We start from the raw sequence: 19,809 nt of genomic DNA, 5'->3' as shown, positions 1-19,809 counted from the left end.
AATACGAAAGCCAAAAGATAACACGCGGGGAGGCGTAACCATGGCTGACAAAAGTTTTCTCGACTGGCCGTTCTTCGAGCCGCGCCACAAGGAGTTGGCGCTGAAGCTCGACGACTGGGCCGGGCGCGAGTTGAAAAACGTGGATCACGGCGACACCGATGGCGCCTGCCGCGATCTGGTAATGATGATGGGGCAGGACGGCTGGCTGCGCCACAGCGGTGCGGAAGGCGACGAGATGCTCGACGTCCGTACCCTCTGCCTGATCCGCGAAACACTGGCGCGGCACGACGGGCTGGCGGATTTCTCCTTTGCGATGCAGGGGCTTGGCACCGGGGCGATCTCGCTCTTTGGGACAGATGAGCAGAAGGCCGAATGGCTGCCGAAGACCCGTTCGGGGCAGGCGATCTCGGCCTTTGCCCTGACCGAGCCGCAGTCCGGCTCGGACGTCGCCAATTCCACCATGACCGCGACGCCGGATGGCAACGGCTATGTGCTCGACGGGCGCAAGACATGGATTTCCAACGGCGGCATCGCGGATGTCTACACCGTCTTTGCGCGCACCGGGGAGGCGCCGGGCGCCAAGGGGCTTTCGGCCTTCATCGTGCCCGCCGACACGCCGGGGCTAAAGGTCGAGGAACGGCTTGAGGTCATGGCCCCGCACCCGCTGGCGACGCTGCATTTCGACGGCGTGAAACTGCCCGGCTCGGCGCTTCTGGGCGAGGCGGGACGCGGCTTCGCCATCGCCATGTCGGTCCTCGACGTCTTCCGCTCGACCGTGGCGGCCGCGGCCCTCGGCTTTGCCCGCCGCGCGTTGGACGAGGCGCTCAGGCGCGTCACCAGCCGTCAGGTGCAGGGCGCGCCCTTGAGCGAGTTGCAGATGGTGCAGGGCCATATCGCGGACATGGCGCTCGACGTCGATGCCGCGGCGCTGCTGGTCTACCGCGCCGCCTGGACCAAGGACAGCGGCGCGCCGCGCGTCACCGGCGAGGCGGCAATGGCGAAGCTCTTTGCCACAGATCAGGCGCAAAAGGTCATCGACAAGGCGGTTCAATTGCACGGCGGCGATGGTGTGCGTAATGGCGAGGCAGTCGAGCGACTTTACCGTGAAATCAGGGCCTTGCGCATTTACGAGGGCGCGTCGGACGTGCAACGTGTTGTCATCGCGCGACAGACTTTGGGAGCCATGTCATGAAGCTGCATCCGACCAGACATGAAGACACATTTGCCCGCGACAACCTGCCGCCCTTCGACCAGTGGCCGGATCTGTTGCTGGAGCGTTTCGACTATCCAGAACGCTTGAACGTCGGCGTTGAACTCACTGATAAAATGGTGGAAAAGGGGTTTGGCGATCACACCGCGCTGATCGGCAACGGGCGGCGGCGTACCTATAAAGAGTTGTCGGACTGGACCAACCGTCTGGCCGCGGCGCTGGTTGAGGACTTGGGCGTGAAGCCGGGCAACCGGGTGCTGATCCGTTCGGCCAACAACCCCGCCATGGTGGCTTGCTGGCTGGCGGCGACCAAGGCGGGGGCGGTGGTCGTGAACACCATGCCGATGCTGCGCGCGGGTGAGCTTTCGGCCATCGTCGACAAGGCCGAAATCACCCATGCGCTCTGCGACACGCGGCTGATGGATGAGATGACGGCATGTGCCAAGACCTCGAAATTCCTCAAGACCGTCGCGGGCTTCGACGGTACCAGCAACCACGACGCCGAGTTGGACCGTCTGGCGCTTGAAAAGCCGGTTCATTTTGAGGCGGTGGACACCGCGCAGGATGATGTGGCGCTGCTCGGGTTCACATCAGGAACTACCGGTAACCCCAAGGCAACGATGCATTTTCACCGTGATCTTCTGATTATCGCGGATGGCTATGCGCGCGAGGTGCTCAGCGTTACGCCGCAGGACGTCTTTGTCGGTTCGCCGCCCTTGGCCTTCACCTTCGGGCTCGGCGGTCTTGCCGTCTTCCCCCTGCGTTTCGGCGCCGCGGCGACGCTTTTGGAGACCGCCAGCCCGCCCAACATGATCGAGATCATCGAGAAGTACAAAGCCACCGTCTGTTTCACTGCGCCCACCGCCTACCGCGCCATGATGCAGGCGATGGAGGAGGGCGCGGACCTTAGCAGCCTGCGTGCCGCCGTCTCGGCAGGCGAGACGTTGCCCGCGCCGGTCTACCATGAATGGCAGGAGAAAACCGGCAAGCCCATGCTCGACGGCATCGGGGCGACGGAGATGCTGCATATCTTCATCTCCAACCGCTTCGACGATCACCGCGCGGCCTGCACAGGCAAACCGGTGACGGGCTACGAGGCGCGGGTGATCGACGCAGAGGGCAAGGAGGTGCCCCGCGGCGAGGTGGGGCGGCTTGCGGTGCGCGGGCCCATCGGTTGCCGCTATTTGGGCGACAAGCGGCAGGCCGATTACGTCAAGGACGGCTGGAACATCACCGGCGACAGCTTCATCATGGACGAAGACGGCTACCTGCATTTCGCCGCTCGCAACGACGATATGATCATCAGTTCGGGCTACAATATCGCCGGGCCGGAGGTCGAAGCCGCACTTCTGAGTCACCCTTGGGTCAGCGAATGCGGCGTGGTCGCCGCCCCCGACGAGGCGCGCGGCTCCATCGTGCAGGCCCATGTGGTTCTGGTTGAGGGCACGCCCGAAGATGCCAATACTATCAAGACCTTGCAGGATCATGTTAAAGCGACGATCGCGCCTTACAAATACCCGCGCGACATCAAGTTCATCAAGGAACTGCCGAAGACCGCCACCGGCAAGATCCAGCGTTTCGCGCTGAGAGAGGGCACATGAGTACTTTCGACGAAGCCTCCAAGGGCGCCAAGATGGATTTCGCCAAGGACAAGTCCTATGGCGATTACCTCGGGCTGGACCAGATACTGACCACCGAGAACCCGCTCGACATGGCGCATGACGGGCTGCTGTTCATCATCCAGCACCAGACGTCCGAGCTTTGGATGAAGCTTGCCATCCACGAGCTGACGGCCTGTCGCAAGGCCCTGCAGGCTGGTGATTTACGCCCGAGTTTCAAGATGTTGACCCGCGTGGCACGGATCTTTGAACAGCTTAACTGCGCCTGGGACGTGCTGCGCACCATGACGCCCAGCGAATACACGCAGTTCCGCCCCTACCTTGGCGCGTCGTCGGGCTTCCAGTCCTATCAGTATCGCTTGATCGAATATCTTCTGGGCAACCGCATCGCGGCGCTGACCAAGCTGCACGAACACACGCCCGAGCCGCATGCGGCGCTGGTGGCGGAGATGCAGCAGCCGAGCCTTTATCAGGTGGCGGTCGATCTGCTTTGTGACCGGATGGGGGTGCCCTCGCTCGCCGGCCAGCCCGAACCGCGCGCGTGGGAGGCCAAGCAAGAGGTGCAAGACCTCTGGAAAAAGGTTTATGAAGACCCGGCAACCCATTGGGAACTCTACGAATTGGCCGAGAAACTCGTCGATCTTGAGGACTACTTCCGCCGTTGGCGGTTCAACCACGTCACCACCGTGGAACGCATCATTGGATTCAAGCGCGGTACGGGCGGCACCTCGGGTGTGACCTACCTGCGTAAAATGCTCGAAGTGGAGCTCTTCCCCGAGCTTTGGCATGTGAGAGGAGCACTGTAAGTGTCTGTTTTGAAAAAAGATCAGTTTGTCCTGCCGGAGGGAGTCATCTACCTCGACGGCAACTCGCTGGGGCCGCTGCCGAAGGCCGCCGCGGCGCGGGTGCAGGAGATGATCACGGACGAATGGGGCGAGATGCTGATCCGCGGCTGGAACAAGGCCGCTTGGATGGAACAGCCTGCCCGCGTCGGCAATATGGTGGCGGGGATCGTCGGCGCGCCCGAGGGTTCGGTCGTCATGGGCGACACGCTCTCGATCAAGGTGTTTCAGGCGCTGGCCTCGGCGCTGAAGCTGCGGCCCGGGCGCAAGGTGATCCTCTCGGACAACGGCAACTTCCCGTCGGACCTCTACATGGCCGAGGGGCTGGTGGGGCTGTTGGAGCAGGGCTATGAGCTGCGCACCGTGGCGCCCGAGGAGGTGACGGAGGCCATTGGCGAGGATATCGCCGCCGTGATGCTCACGGAGGTCGATTACCGCACCGGCCGCAAGCACGACATGAAGGCGATCACCGAACTGGCCCATGCCAATGGCGCGGTGATGATTTGGGATCTGGCGCATTCCGCGGGCGCGTTGCCGGTGGACCTTGCAGGCTCCAACTGCGAATTCGCCGTGGGCTGCACCTACAAGTACCTCAACGGCGGGCCGGGCGCGCCGGGCTTCATCTACGTCCGCCCCGATCTGGCCGACGCGGTGCAGCCGGCGCTCGCGGGCTGGCTTGGCCACCGCCAGCCCTTCGCCTTTGAGCAAAGCTACCAGCCCGGGCAGGGGATCGAGCGGATGCGCGTCGGCACGCCGCCGGTCATTCAGCTCACCGCGCTGGAAGTGGCGATGGAGCTTTGGGCCGATGTCGACATGCAGGCGCTGCGCGAGGCCTCGGTGGCGTTGCAGGAGCAGTTCATCGAGGAGATCGAGCGCGACGTGCCCCAACTGACTCTGGCAAGCCCCCGCAACAGCGCCGAACGCGGCAGCCAAGTCTCCTTCCGTTTCGAGGAAGGCTATGCCGCGATGCAGGCGGTGATCGACCGCGGCGTAATTGGCGACTTCCGCGCGCCCGACATCATGCGCTTCGGCTTCACGCCGCTTTATCTGGACGCCGAGGATGTCTCCAAGGCGGTCGCGATCATCCGCGACGTGATGGAGAACCGCCTCTGGGATAACGAAAAATACAAGACCCGCGCGCGGGTGACCTGACAGTATCAGGCGCAGGCGTTAAGCTGGCAAAACGACCCAACAGAACGGGCCCGGCAAAGAGGCCCAAACCAACCAAGGGAGACTGAAATGAAGATGAAATCACTGGTGATGGCGGCCTCGGTCGCGGCATTGACGGCGGGCGGCGCATGGGCCGAAGAGGGCAAGGTGAAGGTCGGCATGATCACCACGCTTTCAGGCGGTGGCGCGGGCCTTGGCATCGACGTGCGCGACGGGTTCCTGCTGGCCACCAAGATGGCCGGGAACGAGAACCTTGAGGTTGTGGTCGAGGACGACCAGCGCAAGCCCGAGATCGCGGTTCAACTGGCCGACAAGATGATCCAATCCGAGAAGGTCGACGTCATGACCGGCATCATCTGGTCCAACCTCGCCATGGCTGTGGTGCCGGCGGCGACGGCGCAGGGCAAATTCTACCTCTCGCCCAACGCCGGTCCCTCGGCGCTGGCGGGCAAGGGCTGCAACCCGCTTTACTTCAACGTGGCATGGCAGAACGACAACCTGCATGAGGCCGCGGGCGCCTATGCGAACGACGCGGGCTACGCGAACACCTTCATGCTGGCGCCGAATTACCCGGCGGGCAAGGACGCGCTGACCGGTTACAAACGCACCTATGAGGGCGAAGCGGGGGGCGAGGTCTATACCGATCTGGGCCAGACAGACTATGCCGCCGAGATCGCGCAGATCCGCGCCTCGGGCGCCGACAGCGTGTTCTTCTTCCTGCCCGGCGGCATGGGGATTTCCTTCCTCAAGCAATATGCCAACTCCGGCGTGGAACTGCCCGTGGTGGGGCCAGCCTTCAGCTTTGATCAGGGCATCCTTCAGGCCGTGGGCGAAGCCGCTGTTGGGATCAAGAACACCAGCCAGTGGAACAAGGATCTCGACAACGCGGCCAACAAGACCTTTGTCGAAGCCTTTCAGGAGGAATACGACCGTCTGCCCTCGCTCTACGCAAGCCAGGGCTATGACACCGCGAACCTGCTGCTGAGCGCGATGGAGAAGGCCGATGTGTCGGATGCCGAGGCCTTTGGCGCGGCGCTGAAAGAGGCTGATTTCGACAGCGTGCGGGGCAAATTCTCGTTTGGTAACAACAACCACCCGATCCAAGACTACTACGTGCGCGAAGTGGTCAAGGAGGGCGATGTCTATACCAACAAGCTCATCGGCCCCTCGCTGACCGATCACGCTGACGCCTACGCGGCCGACTGCAAGATGTAATCCCGCGCGGCCCCGGCGCTGATTTCGGTCACGCCGGGGCCGACAAACTAACGCTTTCACGCCGGGCTTCGTCCGGCGCGCCGGGAGGCTTTGCCAAATGTCATTCATCCTGCTCGTCGAACAGGTGCTGAACGGGGTCCAATCCGGGGTCATGCTGTTTCTCATGGCCGCCGGGCTCACGCTCATCTTCGGGGTCATGGGGCTCATTAACCTCGCCCATGGTTCGCTCTACATGGTCGGCGCCTTTGCCGCCGCGGCGGTGGCGGCGGCCACCGGGTCCTTCCTTCTGGCGCTGGTGGCCGCACTTGCCGCTGCCGCCTTTGCGGGCTGCCTGATCGAGATGACGGTGATCCGCCGCCTTTATGACCGCGACCACCTCGATCAGGTTCTGGCGACCTTTGCGATGATCCTGATCTTTTCCGAGGGCACGCGGTTCTTCTTTGGCTCCTTCCCGCTGTTTCTCGATATCCCCGCCGCGCTGGCGGGGCCGGTGACGCTGCCGGGCGGCATCCAGTATCCGCTTTACCGCCTTGTCATCATTGGCGTGGGGCTTGCCATCGCCGCCGGTCTCTTCCTGCTGATCGCCCGCACCCGCATCGGCATCCAGATCCGGGCGGGCGAGGCCGACCGCGAGATGATCGCGGCGCTCGGCGTCGATATCGCTAAGCTCTACACGCTGGTCTTCGCACTCGGGGCCGCCCTTGCGGGGCTCGCCGGGGCGTTGGTGGGGGCGATCCAGTCGGTACAGGTGGGCATGGGCGAGCCGGTGCTGATCCTTGCCTTCGTGGTGATCGTCATCGGCGGCATCGGCTCGATCAAGGGCGCACTTATTGGCGCGCTGCTGGTGGGGCTGACGGATACGCTGGGCTCGGTCCTGTTGCCGCTCTTCTTTGCCAATTTCATGGAGGCCTCGGCGGCCACCTCGGTCGGCTCCTCGCTCGCCTCCATGTCGATCTACATTCTCATGGCGGGGGTCTTGCTTTTCAAACCCACCGGCCTGTTTGGGGAGGCCTGAGCCATGATGCGCGAAACACTTGTAAACGTCTTTCTCTTCCTGCTCCTGCCGGTCACGGCGCTGGCGGCCTTCGCGCTGGACGAGCCTTTCATCATCACGCTGGCAACCAAGGCCGCGATCCTCGCGCTGGCGGGCGTGGGGCTGAACATCGCGCTCGGGTTGGGCGGGCTGGTGAGCTTCGGCCACGCCGCCTTCTTCGGTCTTGGCGGCTACGCCATGGGCATCCTCGCCGCCCATGCCCAAAGCTACACGCCGATCATGGAGAGCCCTTTCCTGATCGAGGGCACGAAGTCGATGCCCATCATCTGGCTGGTGGCGATCGTGGTCTCCGCGCTGGCGGCACTGCTGATCGGGGCGCTGTCTCTGCGCACCTCGGGCGTCTATTTCATCATGGTCACGCTCGCCTTCGGGCAGATGCTGTTCTACTTCTCGATCTCCTGGCCGGCCTATGGCGGCGAGGACGGGCTGTCGATCTATGTGCGCAACGGCTTTCCGGGGCTGAACACGCTCAACCCGCTGACCTTTTTTGCCATCGCCTTTGCTGTGCTGGCGCTGGTGCTGCTCTTCGCGGGCCGTCTGGCACGTGCGCCCTTCGGCCTCGCGCTCTCGGCGGCGCGACAGAACGCCGAGCGGGTCGAGAGCGTCGGCCTTGCGCCCTTCCGTCTGCGGCTGGTGGCCTTTGTCATCTCGGGCGCGGTCACGGGCCTTGCGGGCGCGCTTTTTGCCGATCTCAACCGCTTCGTGAGCCCCACGATGTTCTCGTGGCACACCTCTGGCGAGATCATGGTCTTCGTGATCCTCGGCGGGGTGGGGCGGCTCTTTGGCCCGGTGGCCGGGGCGGCGCTGTTTATCTTGCTGGAGCATGTGCTGGGCGGATTGTCGGAGTTCTGGCACATCTACCTCGGCTTCCTGCTGCTGATGGTGGTGCTCTTTGCCCGGGGCGGCATGATCGGCCTCATCGCCGGACGGGAGGTGGCCCATGACTGAACAAATGACTGATGTGCTTTTGGATGTGCGCAACCTGCACAAGAGCTTTGGCGCCTTGAAGGCCACGGATGATGTCTCCATCACCCTGCGCCCGGGCGAGATCCATGCGCTCATCGGCCCCAACGGGGCGGGCAAGTCGACGCTGATCAAGCAGATCGCGGGCGGGCTGCGCTCGGACAGTGGCTCGGTGCATTTCGCGGGGCAGGACGTGACGCCGCTCAGCACCGTGCAGCGTGCGCGGGCGGGGCTGGGGCGGACCTTCCAGATCTCCTCGCTGGCGATGGAATACACGGTGCTGCAAAACGCGGTGTTGGGCGCGCTTGGCCAGTCAGGACGGGTGATGCGTTTCTTCGCCCCGGTGATGCGGCTGGCGGCGTTGCGGGCCGAGGCGATGCGCGCGCTGGAACTGGTGGGGCTGGCCGATCACGCGGCCAAGCGCACCTCGGACCTGTCGCACGGCCAACGGCGCCAGCTTGAGGTCGCCGTGGCGCTGACGCTGCGGCCCAAGGTCTTTTTGATGGACGAACCCATGGCGGGGCTGGGGGCAAGTGGGTCGCGCGAGATGACCGGGTTTCTCGATGGCCTTAGGGCCGAGGCGCCGATCCTGTTGGTGGAGCATGACATGGACGCGGTCTTTGCACTCGCCGACCGCATCTCGGTGCTGGTTTACGGGCGCATCATCGCCAGCGGCACGGCGGCCGAGATCAAGGCCGATCCACAGGTCCGCGTGGCCTATCTGGGCGAGGAGGACGCGGCATGAGCCTGCTGGAACTGAAGGACATCACCGCCTCCTACGGGCCGACACAAGCGCTTTTCGGTGTCGATCTTGCGCTGGAGGCAGGCGAGGTCTGCGCGCTGATGGGGCGCAACGGGATGGGCAAATCCTCGACCATCAAGGTGATCTGCCGGATGCTGAAACATGACGGCGGCACCCTGCGTCTGAATGGGCGCGACATTGCGGGGCTGCCGTCGTTTCGCGCTGCACAGGCTGGCGTGGGGCTAGTGCCCGAGGGGCGGCGCTGTTTCGCGACGCTGACGGTGCATGAAAACCTCATCGCCGCCGCGCGCCCCGGCCCGTGGGACGAGGCGCGTGTGGTCAAGCTCTTCCCCCGCTTGGGCGAACGGCGGGATCAGGCGGCAGGCTCACTCTCGGGTGGGGAGCAGCAGATGCTGGCGATTGGCCGCGCGCTGATGACCAACCCGCAACTCCTGTTGTTGGATGAGGCGACCGAAGGGTTGGCCCCGGTGGTGCGTCAAGAGATCTGGGCCGCCGTGGCCGAGTTGAAGCGCGACAGCGGTCTGGCGCTTCTGGTGGTGGACAAATCCCTCGCCGAGCTGCGGCGCGTGGCCGATCACGCCGTCATCCTCGAACGGGGCCGCTCGGTCTGGTCCGGTCCGATGCCCGCGCTCGATACTCAAATCGCCGACCAATTCCTCGGCGTGTGACTGTTAACAAAAAGGAACACGACATGTCGCATCAAATCATTCAGCCCGAAGGTTGGGCCCCCGCGAAAGGCTATGCAAACGGCGTGCTGAGCGCGGATGGTCATCTGTTCGTCGGCGGTCAGATCGGCTGGACCGCCGAGCAGAAGTTCGAATGCCACGATTTCATAGGCCAGATGAAACAGGCGCTGCAAAACATCCGTGACGTGGTCGAAGCCGCCGGCGGCACGCCCGAGGATATCACCCGGCTGACGTGGTATGTCACGGATAAGAAAGAATATCTCGCCGCGCAAAAGGACGTGGGCCGCGCCTATCGCGAGGTGATGGGCAAGCATTTCCCGGCCATGGCGATGGTTGTCGTCGCCGGTCTGGTCGAGGATGAGGCCAAGCTTGAGATCGAAGCCGACGCGGTGATCGGGCGCTAAGCCAAGCCGCCGTCGGGGTCAGCCCCGGCGGCGCAGCGCCGGAAGGGCCGCCGAAAAGGCCGAGGAAAGCGCAAAGAGACCCGCCGCAATGCTGACGATGCTGGGCCCCGTGGGCGTGTCGAACTCCAGCGAGGCCAGCAGCCCCCCAAGGGCCGCCACCGCGCCCAGACCCATGGCCCAAAAAGCCATGGTTTCCGGCGTGCGGGCAAAGGGGCGGGCAGTGGCGGCCGGGATGATCAGCATCGCCGCGATCAGCAGCGCGCCGACCACTTTGATCGCCACGGCCACCATGATTGCCAGCGCCAGCGTCAGGATCAACTGCTCGCGCCGCGGATTGCCGCCCGCGGCCTGCGCCAGATCGGGGTTCAGCGTCGCCGCCAGCAGGGCCGACCAGCGCCAGGCCAGCAACAGCGCCACCGCCACGGCACCGCCCCAGATCACGCCAAGGTCAAAGCGCGTCACGGCGAGGATTTCACCAAAGAGGTAGGACGACAGATCGACCCGCTGCCCCGGCAACAGGGACACGGCCACGAGGCCAAGCGCCAGCGCGGAATGGGCCATCACGCCCAAAAGCGCGTCGGCGCTGACATTGCGGCCCGATAGCGTGCTGATCACCAGCGCCATGACGAGCGCTACCAAAAGCACGCCCGCGGTGATCGGCAGATCGGTCGCAAGCGCCAGCGCCACGCCCAAGAGGGCAGCATGGCTGGTGGCATCGCCGAAATAGGCCATGCGGCGCCAGATCACGAAACAGCCCAAAGGGGCGGCGGCCAGCGCTACGCCAAGACCCGCGAGGGCGGCGCGCAGAATGAAATCGTCAAGCATTCTCGGTCTCTTGGTGGTGGCCGTCACAGGCGGCGCCGTGATGGTGGTGGTGATGGTCGTGATCGTGCCGGTAGAGCGCGAGCGCCCCTTGGGTGCCGCTGCCAAAGAGGGCGCGGTATTCGGGCGCTTCGGAGACGGTCTCGGGCGTGCCTTCGCAGCAGACATGACCGTTGAGGCAGAGCACACGGTCGCTCGCCGCCATGACGACGTGCAGATCGTGGCTGACCATCAGCACGGCGCAGCCGAGGTCTTGGCGCACGGCTTCGATCTGGCGGTAAAAGGCGGCGGAGCCGGGCTGGTCCAGCCCCTGCGTCGCCTCGTCGAGGATCAGCAGATCGGGCCTTTCCAGCAGGGCGCGGGCCAGCAGCACGCGTTGGAATTGCCCGCCCGAAAGGTCGACCATCTGCCGCTCTGCCAGTTCCGGCACGCCAGCGGTGGCCAGCGCGTCGCGGATCGCCTCGGGCTTTTGGCGGCGGGGCAGGTTGATGAAACGGCGCACGGTGAGCGGCAGGGTCGCGTCGATTTGCAGCTTTTGCGGCACATAGCCGATGCGCAGCCCCGGTTTGCGGGTGATCTTGCCCGCCGCCGGTTTCAGCGCGCCGATCAGCGCGCGCAGCAGGCTGGATTTGCCCGACCCGTTGGGACCTACGATGGTGACGATCTCACCCGCGTCGATATTGAAGTTCACGTCGCGCAGGGCGATCTGACCGTCGTGGCGCAGGGTCAGGCCGCGCGTATTGATCAGGCTCATGCACCGGGCTCCTGACAAGCGGGGCAGAGGCCCTCGGCCTCGACCACGCTGCGCTCGATCCGGAACCCGGCGGCGCGGGCGGCATCGCCAAGGCGGCTTCTGTTCGGGGTGGTATCGGCCTCTGCCACCGAGCGGCAGCTGCGACAGATCAGAAAGGCGGGCGCGTGATCCTCGCCCGGGTGCACGCAGCCGACATAGGCATTGAGCGCTTCGATCTTATGGGCAAGCCCGGCTTTCACCAGAAAATCCAAGGCGCGATAGGCCACGGGGGGCTGCGCGCCCAGCCCCTCGGCCGACAGGCGGGCGAGCAGGTCATAGGCGCCCAAGGCGCGGTGTTCCGACAGCAGGATCTCAAGCGCGCGGCGGCGTACCGGGGTCAGCCGCAGCCCGCGTTCGGCGCATTGCGCTTCGGCCACCTGCATGGTGCTCCGCACGCAGGCGGCGTGGTCATGATCACTGAATCCTATGGGGCGCATGGGGAACCTCAATTCGTTTCGGTATTGATATGTTATAACAGCGGTGTTAGCAAGGTGATACTATAACATTTTGAAGGTCTGCCATGTATCGTTTCACGCTCCCCGCCGCCGTTCTCGCCGCTGCCGCGTCGCCGCTTTGGGCGGATGTCCCCGCCGTTGCGACAGATATCGCCCCGGTGCATGGGCTGGTGTCGCAGGTGATGGAAGGGGTCGGCACGCCCGACCTCATCGTGCCGCCGCGCAGCTCGCCCCATGGCTACGCCATGCGCCCCTCCGAGGCGCGCGCGCTGAGCGGGGCCGATCTGGTCGTCTGGGTCGGCCCGTCGCTGACCCCATGGCTGGCCGATCCGCTGCAATCGCTGGCCAGCAGTGCGAGCCATCTGGCCTTGATGGAGCAGCCCGGCACGCGGGTTCTGGCCTTCCGCGAAGGGGCGACCTTTGAGCCGCATAGCCACGGTGACGAGGGGCATGAGGGCCATGATCACGCCGAGGAAGGGCATGACCACGACGCGCATGGGCATGATGATCACGATCATGACCACGAAGAGCATGGTCACGAGGAGCAAGACAAAGAGCATGACCAAGGCGACCACGACCACGAGGCGCATGACCACGAGGGGCACGACCACGGGGATCATGACGATCACGGACATGGCGAGAAGGATCATGACGACCACGGCCATGAAGGTCACGGCCATGACGACCACGATCATGAGGACCACGGCCACGACGATCACGGCCACGAAGGTCACGATCACGCCCATGACGGCGACGATCCCCACGTCTGGCTCGACCCGCGCAACGGGCAGCTTTGGCTGGGCCAGATCGCCGAGGCGCTGGCGGAGCTAGACCCCGAGAACGCCGCGCAATACCGTGAGAACGCCGAGGCCGCTCAGGCCGAGCTTGCAGTCTTGGAGGAAGACATCGCCGAGACCCTCGCCCCGGTCAAAGACCGCCCCTTCATCGTCTTCCATGACGCCTACCACTATTTCGAAGCGCATTTCGACATTGAAGCCCATGGTGCCATCAGCGAGAATGACGCCCGCGCCCCGGGGGCTGCGCGTGTGGCAGAGCTGCGCGACTTGGTGGCCGAGAGCGGCGCGAAATGCGTCTTTGCCGAGCCGCAGTTCAACCCCGGCCTGATTGCCGCCGTGACCGAAGGGCAGGAGACCGGGACCGGCACGCTTGACCCGATCGGCGCGGATCTGGAACTAGGTGTTTCTTTCTACCCCGATCTGCTGCGCGGCATGGCGCAGAGCATGTCTGACTGCCTGTCGGACTGATTTAGGCGCTGGTCAATAGGAACAGCCCAATAAAAAGTGGTGCAGCCGGGGAAGCTGCACCACATCTTACATGCTGAAATGACTTTTATAGAATTCTGATCAGACGGCGATCTTACCGGCGCCTTGCTTGGTAATGACGACCACCGCAGGGCGTGGGGGCATCTTGGGGTCGAAGTCAGGCCAGCGGGTGGCCGGGTCCTCAAAGGTGCTTTCCCGTTCGAAACCGGGAATGTCCTTGGTGCCATCCGTGCCCGGGTGCTGCACCGCGACGAAGAGCGTTTCGCCATTCTCGGTGAAGTAGGGGCCGCACATCTCACCGCCCACGGGGCAGCGGAAGAACAGCTTCGAGGTGCCGCGCGCCTCGCCTTCGGTCTCAAGCGCGTAGAGCCCATCGGATTTGCCGGTCTTGCCCCAGCTGCTGCCCTGATCGGTGCTGATCCAGAGGCGCCCGTCGGCATCCATCGCGGCATTGTCGGGGCTGCCGAACCAGCCGTTCTCCGATGTCTCAGGGTTCCACTGGGCGCCGACTTCGGCCACCTTTGGGTCACCACATTGCACAAGGATCGACCAAGTGCCGCTGGTGGCGGCGTGGTCAGCATTCGCTTCCTTGATCTCGATGATATGGCCAAAGCTGCTTTCCGGGCGCGGGTTGGCGGCATTGGTGTCGCCCTGCTTGCGCTTGGTGTTGTTGGTCAGCAGGATATAGGCCGTGCCATCGCCGCGCGGCTGCGCGTCTTCGGGGCGGTCCATCGGGGTGGCGCCCAGCAGGTCGGCGGCCAGACGGGTGTCGATCATCACGTCGCCTTGGTCGTTGAACCCATTCTCGGCGGTCAGCGGCCCGGTGCCATGCACCAGCGGCAGCCAGTTGATCGTGCCGTCCTCCTCAAACCGCGCGACGTAGAGCGTGCCATCGTCCAGCAGAGTGCCATTGGCCGCCGGATCATCGGAAACGGTCCCGGCGGAGACGTATTTGTATTGATAATCAAAGCGGTTGTCGTCGCCCATATAGACCACGAGCTTGCCATCTTTGCTCACCGTGGTCTCGGCGCCCTCATGGCGGAAACGGCCCAGAGCGGTGCGTTTGACGGGGGTTGAGGTCGGGTCCATCGGGTCAACCTCGACCACCCAGCCGAACTTATTGGGCATGTTCGGCTCGGCGTCCACGTTGAAACGGTCGTGTTTCTGACCCCAAGCGTACCACATGCCCGGCACGCCGTAACGGTCCCAAGATTTCTCTTCCGCGGCACCGGTGATGTCGGGCTTGCCGTCGGCATCCAGTTTGTCAGTCCAGAAATAGCCGTGGAAGTTTTCTTCGGCCATCAGCCATGTGCCCCAAGGGGTCAGCCCGCCCGCGCAGTTGTTGAGCGTGCCGATGACCTTGGTGCCGCTGGGGTCGTCGTTGGTTTGCAGCCGCGCGTGACCGGCGGCGGGGCCGCTCAGCGTCATCGCGGTGTCGAGTGGGGTGATGCGGCGGTTCATCTTGCCGTCGCGCACCACTTGCCATTTGCCCGCCGCATCGCGAGCAATCTCGACGACCGAGCCGCCGTGGGCTGCCATTTCGATGTCGATCAACTCAGGCGTCATGCCTTTGAAGTTCACCTTGTCCTGACGGCCAAGACCGGGGAACATGACCTCTTCGTTGGTGTATTCGTGGTTCACGCAGAGCAGCCCGCGGCTGGCGTCGTCGTTCAGGGGCACGAAGCCGACATAGTCGTTGTTATAGCCGAACTGTTTCGACTGCGCCGCGGCGGTCTGGTTCATCACGTCGAATTCCGGCGCATCGGCGGTGATCGGGTCGCCCCACCGCAGCAGGATCTGCGCGTCATAGCCGGGGGCAACGTGGTGGGTTTCGTCATTACCCCATGCCAGTTCGTGAAAGACATAGCGGCTTTCGGCGGCGCTGGCCTTGGATGGGGCGATGACGGCGGCGCTGCCGAAAAGGGCGGTGGTGGCCGACACCCCAAGCATCCCGCGCAGGATGTCGCGGCGGCCATAGCGGGCGTTGATCACATCGCCGATGGTACGCGACAGGTTCGCGTTGGTGGGGATGTCGTCGAAGGCCTCAAAGGCTTCGGCCTTGTTGCCGATGGCGGGGTCGTTGAGAATCTCGCGGCGGGTCATCATGCTTCCTCAGGTGACTTGGCTGGCCTCCATTTGCACCATGACTGTCACGGTTTTATGACGCGTCAGACTGTGCTGCGGCGAAATCCTACGATGAGTTGGCGCAGGCCCAAAGCCGCGCCCGCAAAGATTGCGGCGAGGGTCACCGGCCCGCTGAAGGCCAGCACCGAGATGGCCGAGATGCCTTGCCCGATGGTGCAGCCCATGGCGATCACCGCACCAGCCCCCATCAGCCCCGCGCCGAATATCTGGCGGCGGAGTTCGCGCGGGTCTTCGCAGGCTTCCCAGCGGAAATGCCCCTGCCAGAGCGAACCCAGAAAGGCCCCGACCCAGACCCCCGCGACCGAGCCGATGCCAAAGCTGAGCGGGCGGACCGAGCCCTGCATTGCATAGAGCAGCGTCTCCCCCACGGGGGCGGCATAGCTATGCGACATCAGCGTTTGCGCGCCAAAACCGGTCTGCGCCAGCCACGCCGTGCCCGCCCAGCCCGAGGTGATCGCCAGCCCGGCCACGGCGCCCCAGACCACTTTGCGCAGATCGCGGCGAAAGCTGCGGGCGCTGAGCATCAGCAGGCAGACTGCAAGGCCCAGCAGAATGCCGATCAGCGCCACCGATCCGCCCGTAAGCGCGGCGACCGCATGGGCGATCCCATCCGGCGGCCCGGCGTTCATCCGACGCGGGAACAGCAGGGCGCGCGCCGGGGCAAGCGGGCCGGAGAGCACGGTAAAGGCCGCAAGCCCCATGACCAAGACAATCACGAAGGCGCGCAGATCACCGCCGCCCAACCGCGCCAAAGCGCCAAAGCCGCAGGTGCCCGCCAGCGCCATGCCATAGCCGAAGATCAGCCCGCCAAAGACCGCAGGCGCCCAAGAGAAGGCAATCGTCAGGTGAAAGGCGCGGTCGAGGTTGATCAGCCCCAAGCTAGCAAGCGTGAAACTGCCCAGCATCGCCACGCCGATGGCCAGCCCCCACATCCGCATTCGGTCGCCCGATCCGCCATAGAGCAGGTCTTCGATCGCGCCGAGGGTGCAAAACCGCCCCAATCGTGCGGCGAGGCCCAGCAAAACGCCGCCCAGCCCGCCCAGAAGGGCGGCGGTCAGCGGCTGGCCCCAAAGCTCAATCATCCTTGCAGAACAATTCGTAGACCAGTTCCAGCATTTTGCGGGGCCGGTCATCGGCAAGCCGGTAGTAGATCGTTTTACCGTCCCGACGCGGAGTCACCAGCCCTTCGAGCCTGAGGCGCGACAGCTGCTGCGATACGGCGGCTTGCCGGGTCGAGAGCAGGGCTTCCAACTCGCTCACCGACTTCTCTCCCGAAACGAGGTGACACAGGATCATCAACCGCCCCTCATGGCTGATCGCCTTAAGGAAGTTCGACGCGGTCACGGCGTTGGTCAGCATCCGGTCCATGTCCTCTTGGGACATGTCGGGGGTCATCACGGGCAAGGTTGTCATTCGGTCGGGTCCTCGAAATCGGTCTTGTCGTGCAAGAGCGTATCAAGCATGGGCCAGAAGAACTCCGCACCGGGGTAGCCTTCGAGGCGGCCCAATTCGACATCCTCTTCGACCAGCAAAAAGGTCGGGGTGAAGATCACCTTACGCTGCGGGGTGACGCTTTCCTCCACGGCCGAGATATCGACGCGGCGCAGTGGGGCGAAAGCCCCTTCGGCGGTCTTGGGGTAGGCGGGGGCGATCTCTTCGTCCCAACGCTGGCAATAGATGCAGCCGGGTTGTTCGACCATGACCAGTTCCACCGCCTCGACGGGCTGGGCGGGCAGGGCGGTCAGGGCCGCAAGGCTCAAGGCGGTCAGTGTGCGGATCATCGGCTTGCCTGATTGACGTTTGGACGACACTCAACGTAATTTGAATATGTGAATTGTTCAAGCGCGGCGGACCGGCGCGGCGCGGGCGGGGGGTAACATGTTCGACATCACCTATGCAGGCGCGCTTTTTGCAGGGCTGCTCAGCTTCTTTACGCCCTGCATTCTGCCGATGGTGCCATTCTACCTCAGCTATATGGCGGGGCTCAGCGTGACCGAATTGCGCGGCGATGGTGCAATCGCGCCGGGGGCGCAGCGGCGCTTGGTGCTGTCCTCGGTGCTCTTCGCGCTCGGGGTCACGACGATCTTTGTTCTGCTCGGCATGGGTGCCACGGCCATCGGGCAGGTGTTCACCCAGTACCTTGAGCCGCTGAGCTGGGTGGCGGCCGCGATCCTGACGGTCTTTGGCCTGCACTTCCTCGGCGTGGTCAAGGTGCCGCTGCTCTACCGCGAGGCGCGGCTGGAGGGGGGCGGCAAGCCCACCTCGGTCTGGGGCGCCTATGTCATGGGGCTGGCCTTCGGCTTTGGCTGGACACCCTGCGTCGGCCCCGCGCTGGCGGCGATTTTGATGATCGCCTCAGGCATGGGCGATATCGCGCGGGGCGGGCTGTTGCTGGCCGCCTATGGCGCGGGGATGACCGCGCCCTTCGTGGTGGCCGCGCTTTTCGCCAAACCGTTTCTCAACTGGGCCGCGCGGCATATGGCGCTGGTGCAAAAGGTGGAAAAGGCGATGGGGGTGATGCTGATCCTCTTTGCCGTGCTGATCGTGACCGGCGGGGTGCAACTGATCGCGGATGCGATGATCCGTTGGTTCCCCAGCTTCACGACGCTAGGATAGACGCAACAATCAGGAGGAGGACGCCAAGATGATCGGATCGAGGATAGGGGCCGCAGTGGCGGCGGCGATGCTCGCATGGCCTTTGGCCGCGGCGGAACTGGGCGACGACGGGCTGCACAAGACACCCTGGATGCGCGACACCTTCAAAGATCTGCGCGAGGATCTGGAGGAGGCTCGGGGCGAGGACAAACGTCTGATGCTGATGTTCGAGCAACGCGGCTGCATCTATTGCACCAAGATGCACGAAGAGGTTTTCCCAACCCCCGAAATCGCCGACTACATCGATGAGAATTACTTTGTTGTGCAGCTGAACCTGCATGGCGATATCGAGGTGACCGATTTCGACGGGGAGACGCTTTCGGAAAAGCAGATGGCGCGGAAATGGGGGATTCTCTTCACCCCGACGCTGATGTTCCTGCCCCATGAGGTGCCCGAAGAGGCGACCGTGCCGCAGGCGGCGGTGGCGGTGATGCCGGGGGCGTTCGGCAAGGGCACGACGCTAGATATGCTCACTTGGGTGAACGAGGAACGCTACGCGCTCGACGGCGATGAGGATTTCCAACGCTACCACGCGCGGATGATCCAAGAGCGCAACAATGGCAGCACGGATTGACCGAGGAAAAGCGGCGCCGCACGGGGAAAGCTATTCAAAAGTTTGAATTTGTTGTTGCGCCGCGCCGCATCCCTGTCTTAGGGTCAGGTAAACCGGATCACACATCACCGTGATCGGCACTGGGAGGAAGTTTTCGATGATGAGATGGATCGCCGCCGCAATTGTGTCGGGCGCGCCCGTTCTGGCCGCCGCTGAAACCGTGGCACCTGCCGACGTGACCTATGATGACTATGGTTCGGTTGAACAATCCCTGACCGGGACACCCGGCGATGCCGCCAAGGGTGCGGCCATCGTCGGCAGCAAGAAGGCGGGCAACTGCGTGGCCTGCCACCAGATCAGCGCGCTTAGCGAGGTTCCTTTTCAGGGCGAAATCGGTCCGATGCTCGACGGGGCTGGCGACCGCTGGAACGAGGCCGAGTTGCGCGGCATCGTGGCCAATAGCAAGATGACCTTCGAAGGCTCGATGATGCCTTCCTATTACAAGACCAGCGGCTATATCCGCCCCGGCGACGGCTTCACCGGCAAAGCGGGGACCGAACCTTTGCCGCCGCTGCTCGACGCGCAGCAAATCGAAGATGTCGTGGCCTTTCTGGCGACGCTTAAGGAAGAGTAACGCGGCCCCGCTGCCCTGCGAAAGCAGGCGGCGGCGGTGGACCGGTGCAAGAGATCGCGAGCCTAAGCCTCGTGGAACGGAATGACGGCGCCCCGCGCCGCAGACGAACAAGGAGATGAGAGATGAACTTCTCAAGACGTGAAACTCTGGGCCTCGGCCTTGGCGCCATGGCGCTGACCATCCTGCCGGTGGGGGCTTCGGCCGCCACGGTGGACGAACTGATCGCAGAATTCACCGGCGGGGCCGACATGGCCGACACCGGCGTGACCCTGACCGCGCCCGAAATCGCCGAGAACGGCAACACCGTGCCAATCTCGGTCGAGGCACCGGGCGCTTCGGCCATCATGGTGCTGGCCGCAGGCAACCCGACGCCGCCCGTGGGCACCTTCAACTTCGGCCCGCTGGCAGGCTCGCGCAGCGCCTCCACCCGCATCCGGCTGGCGCAGACCCAAGATGTCATCGCCATCGCCAAGCTGGAAGACGGCACATTTGCCCGCACCAGCGCCGAGATCAAAGTTACAATCGGTGGCTGCGGCGGCTAAG

Annotated in this window: 22 protein-coding genes; 15 read left to right on the top strand and 7 right to left on the bottom strand. The window is 64.3% G+C overall.

What is annotated here, in order from left to right; all coding sequences use genetic code 11:
- Positions 1 to 40: 40 nt before the first annotated feature.
- The 10 genes from ACGYLQ_RS07260 (at position 41) to ACGYLQ_RS07215 (ending at position 9,926) form a co-directional block, all read left to right on the top strand.
- Positions 41 to 1,192 carry an acyl-CoA dehydrogenase family protein gene (locus ACGYLQ_RS07260; protein WP_394441574.1) on the top strand — a complete coding sequence of 384 codons (1,152 nt, stop codon included), beginning with the start codon at positions 41 to 43 and terminating at the stop codon, positions 1,190 to 1,192.
- Entirely contained in the window at positions 1,189 to 2,811 is a 1,623-nt protein-coding gene (locus tag ACGYLQ_RS07255; protein WP_394441571.1) for an AMP-binding protein, read from the top strand. Before ACGYLQ_RS07260 ends, ACGYLQ_RS07255 begins: the two co-directional genes overlap by 4 nt.
- Positions 2,808 to 3,635: a tryptophan 2,3-dioxygenase gene (locus tag ACGYLQ_RS07250; RefSeq protein WP_394441568.1), complete on the top strand. Its 828-nt coding sequence runs from the start codon at positions 2,808 to 2,810 to the stop codon at positions 3,633 to 3,635. Before ACGYLQ_RS07255 ends, ACGYLQ_RS07250 begins: the two co-directional genes overlap by 4 nt.
- Positions 3,636 to 4,823, top strand: coding sequence for a kynureninase (gene kynU, locus ACGYLQ_RS07245; RefSeq protein ID WP_394441566.1), 1,188 nt, complete (start codon positions 3,636 to 3,638; stop codon positions 4,821 to 4,823).
- A gap of 87 nt (positions 4,824 to 4,910) precedes the next feature.
- Entirely contained in the window at positions 4,911 to 6,056 is a 1,146-nt protein-coding gene (locus ACGYLQ_RS07240; protein WP_394441563.1) for an ABC transporter substrate-binding protein, read from the top strand.
- 97 nt (positions 6,057 to 6,153) lie between these two features.
- A complete protein-coding gene (locus ACGYLQ_RS07235; RefSeq protein WP_394441560.1) occupies positions 6,154 to 7,071 on the top strand; it encodes a branched-chain amino acid ABC transporter permease in 918 nt (305 codons plus the stop codon).
- Positions 7,072 to 7,074: 3 nt separating this feature from the next.
- Positions 7,075 to 8,058 (top strand): branched-chain amino acid ABC transporter permease, encoded by a 984-nt coding sequence (locus ACGYLQ_RS07230; protein ID WP_394441557.1) that lies wholly within the window; start codon positions 7,075 to 7,077, stop codon positions 8,056 to 8,058.
- 4 nt (positions 8,059 to 8,062) lie between these two features.
- On the top strand, positions 8,063 to 8,818 hold the full coding sequence (locus ACGYLQ_RS07225) for an ABC transporter ATP-binding protein (protein ID WP_394441677.1): 756 nt from the start codon (positions 8,063 to 8,065) through the stop codon (positions 8,816 to 8,818).
- Positions 8,815 to 9,504 carry an ABC transporter ATP-binding protein gene (locus ACGYLQ_RS07220; protein WP_394441554.1) on the top strand — a complete coding sequence of 230 codons (690 nt, stop codon included), beginning with the start codon at positions 8,815 to 8,817 and terminating at the stop codon, positions 9,502 to 9,504. Before ACGYLQ_RS07225 ends, ACGYLQ_RS07220 begins: the two co-directional genes overlap by 4 nt.
- A 23-nt stretch (positions 9,505 to 9,527) precedes the next feature.
- Positions 9,528 to 9,926, top strand: a complete 399-nt coding sequence (locus ACGYLQ_RS07215) for a RidA family protein (protein WP_394441551.1) — start codon at positions 9,528 to 9,530, stop codon at positions 9,924 to 9,926.
- A gap of 18 nt (positions 9,927 to 9,944) precedes the next feature.
- Here the strand turns inward: ACGYLQ_RS07215 and ACGYLQ_RS07210 are convergent, their stop codons facing one another.
- The 3 genes from ACGYLQ_RS07210 to ACGYLQ_RS07200 are packed head-to-tail and all read right to left on the bottom strand — an operon-like array spanning position 9,945 to position 11,978.
- Positions 9,945 to 10,751 (bottom strand): metal ABC transporter permease, encoded by an 807-nt coding sequence (locus ACGYLQ_RS07210; RefSeq protein ID WP_209218728.1) that lies wholly within the window; start codon positions 10,749 to 10,751, stop codon positions 9,945 to 9,947.
- Entirely contained in the window at positions 10,744 to 11,502 is a 759-nt protein-coding gene (locus ACGYLQ_RS07205; protein ID WP_067267519.1) for a metal ABC transporter ATP-binding protein, read from the bottom strand. The genes ACGYLQ_RS07210 and ACGYLQ_RS07205 overlap by 8 nt, the downstream gene beginning before the upstream one ends.
- Positions 11,499 to 11,978 (bottom strand): Fur family transcriptional regulator, encoded by a 480-nt coding sequence (locus ACGYLQ_RS07200; RefSeq protein WP_394433925.1) that lies wholly within the window; start codon positions 11,976 to 11,978, stop codon positions 11,499 to 11,501. The genes ACGYLQ_RS07205 and ACGYLQ_RS07200 overlap by 4 nt, the downstream gene beginning before the upstream one ends.
- Positions 11,979 to 12,061: 83 nt before the next feature.
- Between ACGYLQ_RS07200 and ACGYLQ_RS07195 the strand changes: the two genes are divergently transcribed.
- The gene (locus ACGYLQ_RS07195; protein ID WP_394441548.1) at positions 12,062 to 13,261 is read left to right on the top strand and encodes a zinc ABC transporter substrate-binding protein; all 1,200 of its coding nucleotides are present in this window, start codon (positions 12,062 to 12,064) and stop codon (positions 13,259 to 13,261) included.
- 99 nt (positions 13,262 to 13,360) lie between these two features.
- On the opposite strand, the gene ACGYLQ_RS07190 is transcribed toward ACGYLQ_RS07195, so the two are convergent.
- From ACGYLQ_RS07190 to ACGYLQ_RS07175, 4 genes are all read right to left on the bottom strand, one after another.
- Positions 13,361 to 15,382, bottom strand: coding sequence for a PhoX family protein (locus tag ACGYLQ_RS07190; protein WP_394441545.1), 2,022 nt, complete (start codon positions 15,380 to 15,382; stop codon positions 13,361 to 13,363).
- A gap of 65 nt (positions 15,383 to 15,447) precedes the next feature.
- Positions 15,448 to 16,506, bottom strand: coding sequence for a YeeE/YedE family protein (locus tag ACGYLQ_RS07185; RefSeq protein ID WP_394441542.1), 1,059 nt, complete (start codon positions 16,504 to 16,506; stop codon positions 15,448 to 15,450).
- Entirely contained in the window at positions 16,499 to 16,837 is a 339-nt protein-coding gene (locus ACGYLQ_RS07180) for an ArsR/SmtB family transcription factor (RefSeq protein WP_394441540.1), read from the bottom strand. Before ACGYLQ_RS07180 ends, ACGYLQ_RS07185 begins: the two co-directional genes overlap by 8 nt.
- Positions 16,834 to 17,205, bottom strand: coding sequence for a hypothetical protein (locus ACGYLQ_RS07175; protein WP_394441538.1), 372 nt, complete (start codon positions 17,203 to 17,205; stop codon positions 16,834 to 16,836). Before ACGYLQ_RS07175 ends, ACGYLQ_RS07180 begins: the two co-directional genes overlap by 4 nt.
- A gap of 97 nt (positions 17,206 to 17,302) precedes the next feature.
- On the opposite strand from ACGYLQ_RS07175, the gene ACGYLQ_RS07170 reads away from it, so the two are divergent.
- From ACGYLQ_RS07170 to soxY, 4 genes are all read left to right on the top strand, one after another.
- Positions 17,303 to 18,040, top strand: coding sequence for a cytochrome c biogenesis CcdA family protein (locus ACGYLQ_RS07170; protein WP_394441536.1), 738 nt, complete (start codon positions 17,303 to 17,305; stop codon positions 18,038 to 18,040).
- Positions 18,041 to 18,068: 28 nt separating this feature from the next.
- On the top strand, positions 18,069 to 18,653 hold the full coding sequence (locus ACGYLQ_RS07165; RefSeq protein WP_394441533.1) for a thioredoxin family protein: 585 nt from the start codon (positions 18,069 to 18,071) through the stop codon (positions 18,651 to 18,653).
- Positions 18,654 to 18,789: 136 nt separating this feature from the next.
- A complete protein-coding gene (soxX, locus tag ACGYLQ_RS07160) occupies positions 18,790 to 19,266 on the top strand; it encodes a sulfur oxidation c-type cytochrome SoxX (protein ID WP_197471006.1) in 477 nt (158 codons plus the stop codon).
- A gap of 122 nt (positions 19,267 to 19,388) precedes the next feature.
- Positions 19,389 to 19,808 (top strand): thiosulfate oxidation carrier protein SoxY, encoded by a 420-nt coding sequence (soxY, locus tag ACGYLQ_RS07155; protein ID WP_168613463.1) that lies wholly within the window; start codon positions 19,389 to 19,391, stop codon positions 19,806 to 19,808.
- The last annotated feature ends 1 nt before the right edge of the window (position 19,809 follow it).

This window comes from Sulfitobacter sp. 1A12779, from assembly GCF_043557315.1.
Classification (GTDB): Bacteria; Pseudomonadota; Alphaproteobacteria; order Rhodobacterales; family Rhodobacteraceae; genus Sulfitobacter; species Sulfitobacter faviae.
The sequence above is the reverse complement of the archived record's forward strand: the minus strand, read 5'-3'. Positions and strand labels throughout refer to the sequence as shown.

Bases quoted from the DNA above. Each gene is read 5' to 3' on its own strand.
- ACGYLQ_RS07260 (WP_394441574.1), top strand. From the start codon at position 41: ATGGCTGACAAAAGTTTTCTCGACTGGCCGTTCTTCGAGCCGCGCCAC.
- ACGYLQ_RS07255 (WP_394441571.1), top strand. From the start codon at position 1,189: ATGAAGCTGCATCCGACCAGACATGAAGACACATTTGCCCGCGACAAC.
- ACGYLQ_RS07250 (WP_394441568.1), top strand. From the start codon at position 2,808: ATGAGTACTTTCGACGAAGCCTCCAAGGGCGCCAAGATGGATTTCGCC.
- ACGYLQ_RS07240 (WP_394441563.1), top strand. From the start codon at position 4,911: ATGAAGATGAAATCACTGGTGATGGCGGCCTCGGTCGCGGCATTGACG.
- ACGYLQ_RS07235 (WP_394441560.1), top strand. From the start codon at position 6,154: ATGTCATTCATCCTGCTCGTCGAACAGGTGCTGAACGGGGTCCAATCC.
- ACGYLQ_RS07230 (WP_394441557.1), top strand. From the start codon at position 7,075: ATGATGCGCGAAACACTTGTAAACGTCTTTCTCTTCCTGCTCCTGCCG.
- ACGYLQ_RS07225 (WP_394441677.1), top strand. From the start codon at position 8,063: ATGACTGATGTGCTTTTGGATGTGCGCAACCTGCACAAGAGCTTTGGC.
- ACGYLQ_RS07220 (WP_394441554.1), top strand. From the start codon at position 8,815: ATGAGCCTGCTGGAACTGAAGGACATCACCGCCTCCTACGGGCCGACA.
- ACGYLQ_RS07215 (WP_394441551.1), top strand. From the start codon at position 9,528: ATGTCGCATCAAATCATTCAGCCCGAAGGTTGGGCCCCCGCGAAAGGC.
- ACGYLQ_RS07210 (WP_209218728.1), bottom strand. From the start codon at position 10,751: ATGCTTGACGATTTCATTCTGCGCGCCGCCCTCGCGGGTCTTGGCGTA.
- ACGYLQ_RS07205 (WP_067267519.1), bottom strand. From the start codon at position 11,502: ATGAGCCTGATCAATACGCGCGGCCTGACCCTGCGCCACGACGGTCAG.
- ACGYLQ_RS07200 (WP_394433925.1), bottom strand. From the start codon at position 11,978: ATGCGCCCCATAGGATTCAGTGATCATGACCACGCCGCCTGCGTGCGG.
- ACGYLQ_RS07195 (WP_394441548.1), top strand. From the start codon at position 12,062: ATGTATCGTTTCACGCTCCCCGCCGCCGTTCTCGCCGCTGCCGCGTCG.
- ACGYLQ_RS07190 (WP_394441545.1), bottom strand. From the start codon at position 15,382: ATGACCCGCCGCGAGATTCTCAACGACCCCGCCATCGGCAACAAGGCC.
- ACGYLQ_RS07185 (WP_394441542.1), bottom strand. From the start codon at position 16,506: ATGATTGAGCTTTGGGGCCAGCCGCTGACCGCCGCCCTTCTGGGCGGG.
- ACGYLQ_RS07180 (WP_394441540.1), bottom strand. From the start codon at position 16,837: ATGACAACCTTGCCCGTGATGACCCCCGACATGTCCCAAGAGGACATG.
- ACGYLQ_RS07175 (WP_394441538.1), bottom strand. From the start codon at position 17,205: ATGATCCGCACACTGACCGCCTTGAGCCTTGCGGCCCTGACCGCCCTG.
- ACGYLQ_RS07170 (WP_394441536.1), top strand. From the start codon at position 17,303: ATGTTCGACATCACCTATGCAGGCGCGCTTTTTGCAGGGCTGCTCAGC.
- ACGYLQ_RS07165 (WP_394441533.1), top strand. From the start codon at position 18,069: ATGATCGGATCGAGGATAGGGGCCGCAGTGGCGGCGGCGATGCTCGCA.
- soxX (WP_197471006.1), top strand. From the start codon at position 18,790: ATGATGAGATGGATCGCCGCCGCAATTGTGTCGGGCGCGCCCGTTCTG.
- soxY (WP_168613463.1), top strand. From the start codon at position 19,389: ATGAACTTCTCAAGACGTGAAACTCTGGGCCTCGGCCTTGGCGCCATG.